The organism is Blautia sp. AF32-4BH (genome assembly GCF_003460565.1).
In the GTDB taxonomy this organism is placed as follows: Bacteria; Bacillota; Clostridia; order Lachnospirales; family Lachnospiraceae; genus Fusicatenibacter; species Fusicatenibacter saccharivorans.
The window spans coordinates 1-12636 of sequence record NZ_QTVL01000026.1 but is presented as its reverse complement, the minus strand read 5'-3'; the positions used below and the strand labels follow the sequence as shown (position 1 = coordinate 12636).

The 12636-nt window shown below is 38.1% G+C and carries 17 protein-coding genes and 2 pseudogenes; 1 reads left to right on the top strand and 18 read right to left on the bottom strand.

Annotated elements, in window-relative coordinates; all coding sequences use genetic code 11:
- Positions 1 to 90: 90 nt before the first annotated feature.
- The 7 genes and pseudogenes from DWZ44_RS17370 to DWZ44_RS17335 all read right to left on the bottom strand — a co-directional run.
- Positions 91 to 210: pseudogene (locus DWZ44_RS17370) on the bottom strand (ferritin family protein); the annotation flags it as partial.
- 5 nt (positions 211 to 215) lie between these two features.
- On the bottom strand, positions 216 to 848 hold the full coding sequence (locus DWZ44_RS17365; RefSeq protein ID WP_117510121.1) for a flavin reductase: 633 nt from the start codon (positions 846 to 848) through the stop codon (positions 216 to 218).
- Positions 841 to 1248 carry a Fur family transcriptional regulator gene (locus tag DWZ44_RS17360; RefSeq protein ID WP_055225693.1) on the bottom strand — a complete coding sequence of 136 codons (408 nt, stop codon included), beginning with the start codon at positions 1246 to 1248 and terminating at the stop codon, positions 841 to 843. The genes DWZ44_RS17365 and DWZ44_RS17360 overlap by 8 nt, the downstream gene beginning before the upstream one ends.
- A gap of 127 nt (positions 1249 to 1375) precedes the next feature.
- A complete protein-coding gene (yaaA, locus tag DWZ44_RS17355) occupies positions 1376 to 2125 on the bottom strand; it encodes a peroxide stress protein YaaA (RefSeq protein ID WP_117805398.1) in 750 nt (249 codons plus the stop codon).
- Positions 2125 to 2580 (bottom strand): thioredoxin-dependent thiol peroxidase, encoded by a 456-nt coding sequence (bcp, locus tag DWZ44_RS17350; RefSeq protein ID WP_021737556.1) that lies wholly within the window; start codon positions 2578 to 2580, stop codon positions 2125 to 2127. Before bcp ends, yaaA begins: the two co-directional genes overlap by 1 nt.
- Before the next feature lie 3 nt (positions 2581 to 2583).
- Positions 2584 to 2793 (bottom strand): DUF6219 family protein, encoded by a 210-nt coding sequence (locus tag DWZ44_RS18860; RefSeq protein WP_021737557.1) that lies wholly within the window; start codon positions 2791 to 2793, stop codon positions 2584 to 2586.
- Positions 2794 to 3528: 735 nt separating this feature from the next.
- Positions 3529 to 4185: a hypothetical protein gene (locus DWZ44_RS17335; protein WP_199596441.1), complete on the bottom strand. Its 657-nt coding sequence runs from the start codon at positions 4183 to 4185 to the stop codon at positions 3529 to 3531.
- A gap of 192 nt (positions 4186 to 4377) precedes the next feature.
- Between DWZ44_RS17335 and DWZ44_RS17330 the strand changes: the two genes are divergently transcribed.
- Positions 4378 to 4893, top strand: a complete 516-nt coding sequence (locus tag DWZ44_RS17330; protein WP_055182202.1) for a helix-turn-helix domain-containing protein — start codon at positions 4378 to 4380, stop codon at positions 4891 to 4893.
- A gap of 51 nt (positions 4894 to 4944) precedes the next feature.
- Here DWZ44_RS17330 and DWZ44_RS17325 read toward each other — a convergent pair whose 3' ends face one another.
- The 11 genes and pseudogenes from DWZ44_RS17325 to DWZ44_RS17280 all read right to left on the bottom strand — a co-directional run.
- Entirely contained in the window at positions 4945 to 5361 is a 417-nt protein-coding gene (locus tag DWZ44_RS17325; RefSeq protein WP_055221654.1) for a hypothetical protein, read from the bottom strand.
- 22 nt (positions 5362 to 5383) lie between these two features.
- Positions 5384 to 5599, bottom strand: a complete 216-nt coding sequence (locus tag DWZ44_RS17320) for a hypothetical protein (RefSeq protein ID WP_055221652.1) — start codon at positions 5597 to 5599, stop codon at positions 5384 to 5386.
- Between the two features lie 308 nt (positions 5600 to 5907).
- Positions 5908 to 6003, bottom strand: a pseudogene (locus tag DWZ44_RS18855) (DUF6462 family protein); the annotation flags it as partial.
- A 112-nt stretch (positions 6004 to 6115) separates the two neighbouring features.
- Positions 6116 to 7492 carry a sensor histidine kinase gene (locus DWZ44_RS17315; RefSeq protein WP_117805397.1) on the bottom strand — a complete coding sequence of 459 codons (1377 nt, stop codon included), beginning with the start codon at positions 7490 to 7492 and terminating at the stop codon, positions 6116 to 6118.
- Entirely contained in the window at positions 7480 to 8142 is a 663-nt protein-coding gene (locus DWZ44_RS17310; RefSeq protein ID WP_015512795.1) for a response regulator transcription factor, read from the bottom strand. Before DWZ44_RS17310 ends, DWZ44_RS17315 begins: the two co-directional genes overlap by 13 nt.
- A gap of 14 nt (positions 8143 to 8156) precedes the next feature.
- Positions 8157 to 8897: a lantibiotic immunity ABC transporter MutG family permease subunit gene (locus tag DWZ44_RS17305; protein WP_005330844.1), complete on the bottom strand. Its 741-nt coding sequence runs from the start codon at positions 8895 to 8897 to the stop codon at positions 8157 to 8159.
- 1 nt (position 8898) lies between these two features.
- Positions 8899 to 9630 carry a lantibiotic immunity ABC transporter MutE/EpiE family permease subunit gene (locus DWZ44_RS17300; protein ID WP_004853398.1) on the bottom strand — a complete coding sequence of 244 codons (732 nt, stop codon included), beginning with the start codon at positions 9628 to 9630 and terminating at the stop codon, positions 8899 to 8901.
- Positions 9623 to 10336 carry a lantibiotic protection ABC transporter ATP-binding protein gene (locus tag DWZ44_RS17295; RefSeq protein ID WP_044999424.1) on the bottom strand — a complete coding sequence of 238 codons (714 nt, stop codon included), beginning with the start codon at positions 10334 to 10336 and terminating at the stop codon, positions 9623 to 9625. The genes DWZ44_RS17300 and DWZ44_RS17295 overlap by 8 nt, the downstream gene beginning before the upstream one ends.
- Before the next feature lie 427 nt (positions 10337 to 10763).
- The gene (locus DWZ44_RS17290; protein ID WP_117805396.1) at positions 10764 to 11672 is read right to left on the bottom strand and encodes a radical SAM mobile pair protein B; all 909 of its coding nucleotides are present in this window, start codon (positions 11670 to 11672) and stop codon (positions 10764 to 10766) included.
- Positions 11660 to 12349, bottom strand: a complete 690-nt coding sequence (locus DWZ44_RS17285) for a radical SAM mobile pair protein A (RefSeq protein ID WP_117805395.1) — start codon at positions 12347 to 12349, stop codon at positions 11660 to 11662. Before DWZ44_RS17285 ends, DWZ44_RS17290 begins: the two co-directional genes overlap by 13 nt.
- Positions 12346 to 12636, bottom strand: a 291-nt coding sequence (locus DWZ44_RS17280; RefSeq protein WP_117805394.1) for a MarR family winged helix-turn-helix transcriptional regulator, incomplete at its 5' end; no start/stop codon positions are given. The genes DWZ44_RS17285 and DWZ44_RS17280, both read right to left, overlap by 4 nt.

The window sequence follows — 12636 nt, the reverse complement described above, 5'->3', positions numbered from 1 at the left end:
ATAAGAGCTGTAGCCTGTTTAAACATCTGCGGTTTAAGATGAACATCAGGAATCACTAATATCTTCATACCATCATACCTTCTTATACTAACCTTCCTTTTTCGCTACAGAAGCAAAATAGGTATACTTATTTCTTGCCTGTGATTCCCCTGCAAATGCCTCCTGTAAATTCTTCTCTGTCTGTGTTCCTGCATATTCGTTTGCCGCCATCTCTTTTACCTCCGTTTCTTTACTACTTTTTCAAAATCTGATGCCGGGTGCTTGCACAAAGGACATATAAAGTCATCTGGTAATTCCTCGCCTACATATTCATATCCGCAAATTCTGCAACGCCATATTGTCTGACTGTCCTCTGTTTTTCCAACCTCCTGTGGCTTAGGCTTAATATTATTCTGATAATAATCATATGTTACTGAAGGAACATTGCTTAAAACTTCCATATCGGTTATCTCACCGATAAACATCGTATGTGAACCCAAGTCCTCTGTTTTAGTAACTGTCACAGAAATGTATGCATTTGTACCTTCTGTAATATAATAAATACCATTTGTGCCCCTGGCACACTGCTCAAATGCTTCAAACTTATTGGTATCCCTTCCTGATTGGAAGCCAAAATGTTTGAACAATTCAAATTGTGCCTTCTGACTTAAAACTGATACAGTAAATTTTCCGGTTCTTTGAATCATATCATGCGTATAATTTGCCTTATTTACACAGATACTTAACTGGTTTGGTTCCGAAGCTGCCTGAATGGCTGTATTAATGACGCATCCGTTATCTTTTTCTGCTTCTTTAGCGGTCAATATAAACAGTCCATAACTCAACTTATACATTGCTTTCCTATCCATGCTGTTCCTCCTTTACCTTCTCCCTGCATTTCGGGCAAATGCCTTTAAATGAAATATCATAATCCACAAATTCAATTCCATGAGTGTTATGAATTCTTTCCAGTAAATCCGGTATTTGATCCATATCCACATCAAAAATTTCACCGCACTTTATACATCTTACATGGTAATGATTTTTCAATGTAAAATCAAATCGGTTCGGTCCATTCGGAACTTCAACCTTTCTTAATGCACCTTCCTCTACCAATATATCAAGATTTCTATATACAGTTCCTTTTCCAATTGTTGGATATGCTTCTTTTATAAATTCATACACTTCATTTGCCGTAACGTGTCTTCTCATTTCGTATACGGTATTTCTTACGAGATCTTTTTGAATGGTATTTCTCCTACTTGTCATTCGTCCTCCTTATTAGGATTAGTTCTTAATAAGGATTATATACCACCATCCTCCTGCTGCCAATAAAAATAGTAATAATTCTCATTATTACAAAAACTGCCAAACTGAGCATCTTTTACCTGAATAACTATTTTATTTTGCGTTCAAATACATATTCTGAATCTGAAGATAAATCAGACCTAAACGAATATCCGAGTCTGTCAAATTTCTGAATCTCCACCGGATTTTCAATATTATTTTCCGCTATGAATCTGACCATTTCACCACGAGCCATCTTGGCATAGGTACCTTTTGTTACCAATTTATCTCCGGATAACTCACAAAATACAATCGTAATATATCTGTCCTGTGGTGTCAGATACTTTTCTATACATTTTGAGTATTCTTTTGATGCAAGATTAATGATAATCCTGCTGTCATCGATTATTGAGCGGTATAACAATTCTCCCCAGTACTCATACAGATTTTTTGCATCTCCAATTCCAACCTTTGCCTGCATTTCAAGACGATAAGGAGTCACACCATCCATTGGTTTTAAAATGCCATAAAACGCAGACAAGATTCTTAAATGATTTTGCAAATACTCAAACTGCTGGATTTCAAACACAGATGGTGCCATATATTGAAATGCAATCCCTTCATATGCTAAAACAGCCGGAGTAAGCCTGTTATAAAGATCCATATTTTCCAATCTGTTAAAGTTCTGCTCTGCAATCTTGTCATTACATTTCCAGATAGCTTTCAGTTCTTCTTTTGATTTGCTTTTCATCCAGTTTAATACTTCTGCTGTCTTATCAATATAGACAGGCAGTTCAACCGGTGCTAAGTTATCGGTATCTACAATCATCTTTTTTGCAGGTGATAAAATAATCTTCATTATGCCAATTCCTTAAGCATATTTTCAGGATCATCTGCCGCCTTGACTTTATCATTTGCCTTTATAATGATTCCCTGCTCATCAATAAGATATGTAGTTCTTACTACACCCATAGATACTTTTCCATAATTTTTCTTTTCTTTCCAGACATCATATGCTTCAATAACTTTACGCTCCGGATCTGCTAATAGCGTAAATGCCAGTCCGTATTTTTCTTCAAATCTCTTGTGAGACGCTACAGAGTCCTTGCTTACTCCGAGAATAACAGCTCCCTTCTCAGTAAACTGTGGATAACGCTCAGAAAAGCCACATGCCTGCTTCGTACATCCTGGTGTATTATCCTTTGGATAAAAATATAAGATCACTTTTTTTCCTGCATAATCGCTTAATTTATGCATTTCTCCATTCTGATCCGGCAATTCAAAGTCCGGTGCTTTTTTTCCTAACTCTAACATTTACTATTCCTCCGCTTTTGTATTTTCCACCTGTTTTCTTGTTCTTTTATTACCTGAAATCATTTTATGTCCCGTATACATAGACATGATCATACATATAAGAGTGCTACACGCAAAATACCTATGACCTGATTTGGATCCTTTATATCCAGTATAAAAAGTTCCAATCATAGTAATTAACGCTCCGATTGACCAATACTTATGTGCTTTCATTTTATACCTCCAAATTGATTAAGCTGTTTCCAAAATAAATATCTCTGGATCATTAACAATATTATACATTCCATCCATTACTTTTGACAAGCAGGGAAAGAAAAATACTCAATCCAAATACAAAAGGATGTATCACGATAATTCTTGCATTACCTTGACGCATCCTTTCGTGTTGTATTTTTTTATTCTTCTTTTCATTATTTTTTAATTTACAGATACCCTGCGTCATTGTTCCCATTTGGCAGAATGTATACCAGGTTCGTGGCTTATATGCCTTAGACACTGTGCTGTTTGGCTCATAAACCTCAACCTCCTTGTGCTTAGAGTATATGAAATTTTAGCTTTATCTTGTAAGTTTGCGAATATCCGTATAAACAAAAAAGCCCTTTGAGAAAAGGATTTTTCCTCTCTCAAAGGGCAAGTTGGCAAACAGGAAGTTTTGCATACGTTATTCTTCTAATATTTTTGTAGGGTTCGCATAGAAAAAGTGTTACAGACTTTTTCTCACAGTCTCCAATCCCATGTAACCATCACCAGTGTTAAAACCTTCCATTGCCAACTCCTCCATTTCTTTGAATTTTATGATTTAATCTTCTTTGATGGTTACAGTGTATATCAATAGGTGGGGTATAAAAATCCCTGCTCTTTTATACTGCTATCCTTCTAAGACAAAAGGCCCAGAATACTTTTTCCTGAGCCTTTCCATCTTGTTGTTTTCAATTATAGATAAAGCTATTATGCAACATTCTGATTCTCATCATCTAGTTGAGGTAAATCTTCATCGCTACCAATTGCTTTTAAACCTAACATTGTTACCGTCACTCCCAAAGCTAATGTTACAACTCCCCCAATCGTCTTGAACACTCGCTCATGAAATTTCTGCTGCTGTAAATATAATTCCGTTATTTTATCAGCTTCTTCCATCATTTTTTCAGAAAAGTCCCTTCTTTCCTCCTCTGTTAAGTTTTCTTGTTCCAGCTGATTTGCGAAGGTCTCAAGAACATACTGATGTGCATGAACTGCTTGTTCATATTCTTCTTTATTTGTTTCTAAAATTGTTTTGCATAACTGTGTATAATTTTCTATTGCTGATTCCACAAACTCTACATATACTGGGAACTGCTTTATTATTTCAAGCGCCACTTCCTTTTCCATATATGGAATCATAGATGTAAACTCCATCACTTTATCCTTTGTTAAATTTCGAAATGATTCAATTTTTAACGCTTTTTTTACAGCTTCTTCTGAATGATATCTTTTTCTTATTTTCTTTTCCATGATTATGTTCCTACTTTGCTTCTTTGCGAATGGTGCCAATTTTTTTGTCACTTCTGGTATCTCTTCCATTTTTGTTTCTAATAGTCCCCGGTGGAAGACCATGCTTCTTTTCAAATGTTCCTACTCTACAATCACTTCTAGTTTTCCTCATGTTTTTTCTTCCTTTCATAATTCCGTATCAACAATGCACTTGTTGTTTACTGATGCTTCAAGTATAATAAAATCTATAAAGAAAATACACGCACAGCATGTGGACTTAACACCTGATAATTCTCATGTTCGGCGATATACGGGGAGGTTATTCTCATGGGGAAACAATCTACAAGAGAAAATAAAACAATTTATCAGATTTGCCGGGAAGAAGCCGGTCTTACCAGATTAGAAGCCAGCGAAAAAATGACTGCTGTTTCTGATTCTAAAATTGAAAAATTTGAATATGAAATGCAGGAACCTACACCTTATGATATTATCCAGATGGCAGACGCTTACGGGCGACCAGATCTCTGCAATTATTACTGCTCTCATAAATGCGAAATCGGTCACCGTTATGTCCCGGAAGTCGAAGTTTCTGACTTGTCCAATATAATCCTGGAAACCATTGCCAGTCTGAATGAGATTAATCCTCTTACCACACGTCTGATCCAGATTGCCCGTGACGGTAAGATCAGTGATGATGAGATCAAGGATTTTGCTTTTATCAGCAACAAACTGGATGAAATTTCTCTGGCAATAGATTCTCTGAATCTCTGGGTTGATAAAACAGCCGGAGAGCAGGGACTAAACATCGAATTGCTCAGAGAAGAAAAAAAGAAACAGAAATAAGTATGAAAAAACAAGGCAGCGAACCTATTTATGGTTCACTGCCTCTTTCCTTTACATATGCTGTAACTGGTTTATGATGTATTCCGTTCTGCGGATAGCTTCTTCCACCTGATGTCTGGCATTATTGATTCGATCCTGCACCATCCAATCCACAACAAATCCATCAAAAAAATAATCTGCAAAGGATAAGAAGTCTCCAGTATTGATGTTTAAATTACAAGCCATGTTCACATCATTTAATTCCCTACTGAAATTACGAAGATCATATTTCGCCTGTTCCATATTTTGTCTGGCCTGATCCATCTTGGAGTGTTTCAACATCGTAGAAAAGAATCCACCGCCAAACATATCCACCAAGCCCCAATTCTTTGCACTGTTCAGGTTCTCTTTTGCTGTCCGAAGACTACTTAACGCACGTTGTCCTGCTTCAATCGCTTCTCGTTTCTCTTTTTCTATATCATATCCCATAATTTCTTCCCTCCTCGTATTTTTATGAGTTAGATGATATAAGTGCAATGATTCCGCCGATGATCAACAATGGAAGTGCAATATAAATCAGTCCGCCAACAACCATTCCTATCAAAATCACCGGGAAAAATACAACTGTACAGAGCAGCTTTAAGATCCCCCAGGATGCTTTTACACCAAATATAAAAAATTTTCCAATAAACCAGATCATGCATATAGCAAATAATAACGATAACATATTCTACTCCTTCTGACTCCTGTTATGATTTGAATCATTCATTTTTTTGATTGTTTACTTGATATAAACTCAGATGTATTTCTCACACCGATTTTACTACTGAATTCTGGGTTCTTCTCTATTTTTTCAATCATCCGAATTATCCTTATTCTCTGTGCTGTATCCATCTGCTCACCTCATTCTAACAGTTCTGCCTTTTGATATTGTCAGTATAACCGGATAACTTTTCAAAATATATACCTAATACAAAGAATTGAACATATGTAATTCTCAATTTTCGAGGAATAGTTGTTCCTCCTGTTCTTTCATCAAAATTCTTCATCACAGAATGCTTCCAGATATTCATCAATAAGATCCAAATTAACTAACACAATTCGTTTGACATGGTATACTGCTCTGGCATCTTTCGCTAACTGTTAGAGTATATGAAGTTTGGGCTTTATCTTGTAGTTTGCGAATATCCGTATAAATGAAAAGTCTAATCCCCCAGCTATGCTGGGGGATTAGACTTTTCATTTAGCTTGTTTCTTGACTACTCAGGAAAAATATTTCTACCCGCGCCCCACCTGTATTTTCAGAATTTGAAAGTTTAATACCTCCACCATATTTTTCAGCCACAGTTTTTGCAAAAAATAGTCCCATCCCATAATGGGCTTCGCCATTTCTACTTGTGTCATCCATAAAAAACTGCTCTGTGCCATGCAATAATGCTTCTTTTGTAAATCCTGATCCGCTATCCTCCACAATGAATGTCAGCCGGTCATCCTGCTCCTTTGCGTCAATATAAATGATTCCATTTTCTTTTGTATGCTCCACTGCATTCTGAATCACATTCATTACGGCTCGGAACATTGGCTCATAAGCAATCGTTACCTTTTTATCACTTTGTTCCGCCTTCCAATCTATTTTCTGGTGATAGATTTCTACCAGTCCGAATGCCTGTTCCTTTATATCTGCGAAAAAATCTTCTAACCTCACCGTTGTATAGGTAACATCACTGCAATTCCATGATTTTGTGACATCTATCAACTGTTTTACATAACTTTGTATCTGTGTTGTGCCGTTCAAAACATAAGTGATATTATTCTTCTGTTCTGTGGTCAGTTCAGTCTCTGAAAGTAGTTCTGCATTTCCCCGTACAATCGTAAGAGGTGTTTTAATATCATGCGCCAAAGCAGACATCTGTTGTTTCTTTTCCTGCTCTGTTTTCCACTGCTTTTCTAAAGATTCTCGCAATGCATCTCGCATATCATCGATTGCCGATAAACAGTCATCAAACTCTTTGATACCGGAACAGGATGTCTCATATTCCAGATTTTGATCCTTTATTTGTCTGATTGCGTCTAATACAGGCTGCATCTGCTTTTTGATTCTTTTTCCAAAACGTATGGACGGAATGATGATAATCGCTACCGCTCCAATCACTGACATAATACTCATCACATTCTGTGGTCCTATAAAATGCTCCCTCAAAAAAGCTGAATGATATTGAGGTGTCAGGCGATATTGCAATACAACATATTCATTTTCCCTTACAATTACTTTATAAAAATATTTCCCGGATGCGTTTCCGTACTTTGCAACATTCCATGCTATCTGTTCGTATTGTTCTGACAGATCTCCACCTATTTTCTCTCCATTCTCTGAAAAGATTACATAATCACAAAGTGCGGGAATCATCTCATCAGTCACTTTATCTGCACGTAGAATCGTATCATATGCTTCATTAATCTTTTGCTCTGCATAATTTGCCGGATAAATACAGCCCACACTAATCAAAAGGCACAGCAGCAGATAAGCAACAATCACCAAACCAACTAATGATCCAAGCATGACCAGTACATATCTCATAAAAATCCTGCTGAGTGCATTGCTTCTCTTTACTCTTCCCATTTATATCCAATCCCCCAGACTGTTTTTATCGGCATATAATCATAATCCGCAAATTTTGCTCTTATATTTTTGATATGCGTGATTATAGTACTGTCATTACTCTCATTGTCAAAGCCAAAGACCGCTTCCAATATCTGTTCCTTCGAGAAAACCTGTCCTCTGTTTTTAGCCAGAAATTCACAGATTTCGTACTCTGCTTTCGTAAACGGAAGTTCTTTATCATCCATCAACAGTTTCTTTTGAGACATCTGAATGCAGACTCTCCCTAAAACCATCCGGACAGAATGTTCCCTGTGCTCTCTTCTAAGATGTGCATTGATCCTTGCCCGAAGTTCCATCACTCCAAATGGCTTTGAAATATAATCATCTGCTCCTAAAGAGAGTCCGTTTACCAGACTGTTTTCCTCCGTTTTTGCCGTAAGAAACAAAATCGGACAATCCACAAGTGCCCTAATTCTTTTGCATAATTCGAAGCCATCAATTCCAGGCATCATAATGTCCAGTAAAATCAGGTCATAACGATGTAATTCTTCCATATTAATTTTTAGTGGATTACTTACTTTGGTAACCAGATGTCCATCCTTATTCAAAATGCTTTCTATCATTTCCAGAATTGCCGGTTCATCATCAACTGCCAGTATTTTTGCCATAGTTTCCCTCGATTCTATTCCGATATTCTGTTTCCTTCCCAGTGGTTTACCCACCAAAAATAGTATACCATACTAATCCCTGTAAATATTAAGCAACCTGGTATGAATGACAACCATTCACCTACACTAGTTTCTCCCAATACAGATTGCAGATAAGTATATGGTACTCTACCCGTCCAGCAGACAAATACATATTTCCACACATAATCTCCAAGTCCGGTAAGCATCAATGCACTAATTAGTCCTGATATAATCCCTGCTCCAATGGATACCCCTTTTCCAAACTGAAAAGCCAGAATCAGCTGCCACAGATAAAGTGGAACACTGCTTCCCCACAGCAGCAATGCTGCAAATATACATCCTTTCATGATTTCGATATCGCTTGATGCGATTCTTCCAAATCCAATTCCGAATATGATTGCTGTCAATAGGATAGAGCACAGACACAAAACCAGTAGCATCAACAGTTTCGATAAAAATGCTGCAGGTTTATCCGGTAAAGACAAGAGATTTTGAAAATCACCTGCATTTTGTTCCTGTTCCATCACACTTGCTGTAAAAATTCCAATAAGTACCGGAAGTCCTGCTCCTATTGCCTGATAAAATGCAATCACTTTCATATTTTCATTCCATGGTGAAAAAAAGTAATATATTAAAAATATAACGCTGGTTATAATCGGAATCAATAAGTGTGCCAGAATCACAGATGTTCCTTTCATCTTTCGCAAGTCTGCATTAAGAGATCTTCCAATCATCTTATTTCACCTCTCTTCTCTCAAACCATTTCAAAAACAGAACCGTTACAAAAACAAACCAGATGATTGAGAGACACATTCCCGGAACAATGACTCCCGTATCCAAAAGAGGATTCCCTGCTTCTGCGGCAAGTCCATTTGGTAAAACATGAAGCAACGGGCACATCATTCGCATAGGGATTGCAGAAACAAGTACATACCAGATTCTGGTTTGTGATATTACCACACCGCTGACGGTAATAAACAGGCAGACGAACAGGTTTACAATCATTCCAAATCGTTCACTTAAAAATAAAGCTACCGGAATCTCCCATAACTCAGAAACCGTCAGAAACAATACTGCAATCAACGCTCCTCCAACTGGAACATGTGTCGTTAGAAGAAAGCCTCCAAGCGTTGCTCCTGCAAACACAATCACATTAGAAAACAAAATCATGTACCCAATATAAATAATTTTCCCCAGCAACAATTTTCTTCTATCTGTGGGAATAGTCATTAAATGATAGTATTTTATCTTTTTCTCCTGCGCCACAGAAAGATAACAAAATAGAGCAATCATCCCCGGCAGCAAAAGTGTATACCACCAGTTCCAAACACTTTCTGCATAAGCATTTGTCATCCCAAGAGTAAATATAAATGCCATGACAAATGTAAGAAGAGGAAATCCCCAGATAAACTTTTTTCGCATGGTTCTTTTGGCTTTTTGATGTTCTGCTTTTATAATATTAACCATGGATTTCACCTGCTTTCTGGTTTTTTCTTACCACATTCATAAACAAATCTTCAAGATTATCTCCCTGCTTTAATGCTCCTTCGTATCCTAAGATTCCACCTGAAATAATCCCGACTTTATCTGCAAGTAACTGTACCTCTGAGAGAATATGACTGGAGAGAATTACAGTGATTCCCTGTTCCGGAAAAGACCGGATCAGCTCTCGTAATTCCTCGATTCCTATTGGATCTAATCCATTCGTAGGTTCATCCAATATCAAAAGTTCCGGTTCTCCAAGCAATGCCATTGCAATGCCTAGTCTTTGCTTCATTCCCAAAGAAAACTGTCCTGCTTTCTTCTTTCCGGTGTTTGTAAGTGATACAATCTGCAAGACCTCATCAATTCTGTTTTCATCTGTACCAAGCAATAATTGTCTTACCTTCAAATTCTCTCTGGCGGAAAGATTTTCATAAATAGGCGGATTTTCAATTAACGCTCCTATTTTTGATAAATCTTTCCTATCCAAAAGTTTTCCATCAAAGTAAATCTTTCCTGCAGTTGGTTTCATCATACCAGTCAACATTTTCAATGTGGTAGATTTTCCCGCACCATTCGGTCCAAGCAGTCCATAAATCTGTTTCTTTTCTATATTAAGTGAAACATTATTTACCGCTTTCTGCTTTCTAAAATATTTACACAAATTTTGTGTCTGCAACATCATTTCCATCTTTACTATCCTTCCTTCCATATTTCATTTCTTACTGAAATATAACCTAACAGAAAAAAATAAAGATTTGATGAAGATTGCTAAATAATTCGTCTACTCTATTTTTATTCTCGTATGGAATAAACCATCATTAATAAGGGTAAGATCACTGGTGCAGTTGACATTGACAATATGTATGAATTTGCTTCTTCACACTGCAATGATTTCAAGGATCTCCGCGATGATGAGGACATTGTTATCAATCGGGAGTGGATCCTTAACAAACTTGCCGAAGCAGAAAACGAATAGTATATTTGGTGGCTACACCCCCAAGCCCCTGTAGAATCAATAACGCCGGTACTGGATATCAAAATCCCGCACCGGCGTTATTAATTGTAATTCTTTTTTCTACTCAAATAAACAGCTTATCTGCCCTACAAACTTGAAGTTAACGATTTCTTTTTCCGGTATTCTCTGTCCTACGGATTTCCTCATGATAGAAATAATCTACAATCACCGGATGCCCCTGCGGGACTCTGCCATAAGGCATTTCATTATCCACAAAGGCACAATCATACTTCTTAGCCATTTTCTCAGCTTTTACTTCAAGTGCTTCAAAGTAGCTGCGGTTATGCTTGTTATAGATCTCGTCGTAAAGTGGTACAAGATCAGGATATTTTCCGGCGATATAATCCATAATTGTCTTTTTGAAACCGCCTCGAAGATTGAGATTTTCGAGCCAGAACAGATCGCACTGATCCTTTACCCGCTCAAAGATTACTTCAAAATTCGTGATACCGGGAAATACCGGGGATACGAAACAGACTGTACGGATACCTGCCTCATATACCTGCTTCATAGCAGCGATACGGTGCTCAATGCTCGAAGCAGAATCCATATCGTTCTTGAAATTTTCATCTAGTGTGTTGATCGACCATGAAACGGTTACACGTCCAAGCTTCTTCAACAAATCAATATCCCGTACCACAAGATCCGACTTTGTGCAGATCAGAATATCTGCGTCACTGCCGATCAGCTGCTCCAGAAGTTTTCTGGTATTCCCGAATTGCTCCTCCTGTGGATTGTAGCCATCTGTCACAGAACCGATGACCACCCGCTGTCCGACATATTTCTTCGGATTTTTAATTTCCGGCCAATGCTTCACATCAAGGAAAGTGCCCCATTCCTCCTTGTGCCCGGTAAAGCGCTTCATAAAAGAGGCATAGCAATACTTGCAGGCATGTGTACAGCCCACATAGGGATTGACCGAGTAACCGCCTACCGGCAGACTAGACTTAGTCATGATGTTCTTTGTTTCCACCTCACGAATGAGGATTCCATTTATTACTTCTTCCATGATTTCTGTACCTCTAACACTTTATTAAATTCTTCCGGCATTTCCTGAATCATATTTTCATCCCCTATGATAGGGACAAGATCTTCCTTCATAAACACCGGAATGCCGAGCTTATGTGCCTGGTCCGTCAGAGACCATGCCCATTCCGGCTCCGTATGAATCTTCCTACTCTGAGCTCCGGTCATGGTGCCGACAACGATCCAATTGATTCCGGAAAGGTCAACTGTGCCGGGATCATCGAATAACGGCTCAAAGGTAACATGGTAATGTTTTGCTCTGACGTTTTTCCGAAGGGCGTCGATACGCCACCGTTCTGCTTTCCTCGTCACCGTAACGCCAAACCATGCGTTTTCCAGATCGGTATCAAAATCCAGCAAATCAGGTCGCTTGGTAAGGAACAGGAACTGATGCTGTGGATTTTCACGGATCTTTGCAAATACCTCGTCTCTCCATTCCGGCTTCCATCCAGAGAAATCGCTCATCCCAGTAAGAAGAAAGTTCTGCGGACGTTTCTTTTCCATCATCTTGAGCTTACCCGGAAAGAATTCAGGGTCAGCGAAATCATCAATCATATGCCAGCGTTTCACGTTGTTGCGGGCATAGCAATATGTACACCCCACTGTGCAGCCAATGACGATATTCATGTTCTGAATCTGATCTTTGATACAAATACTCATGACTTCTGCCACTCCTCAAGATTCTTTCTGATGCGGTCGAGGCATTCCTCAAACCGGGTAATTTCTTTCTCTGAAAAACCTTTGTAGTAAATACTGCCCATCTCATCAGATACAGAATCGTACTCGCCCTTTAAGGCATGTGCTTTCTCAGTCAGAAATAGGAGCGTTTTCCTTTTGTCCGTTTCAGACTGAACACGGCTTATCAGCCCTTGATTTTCCATTCTTTCCAGCATCGTAGTAAGAGATGTTATCGCTAATCCGCATTTAGTCGAGAGTGACCTGATTGA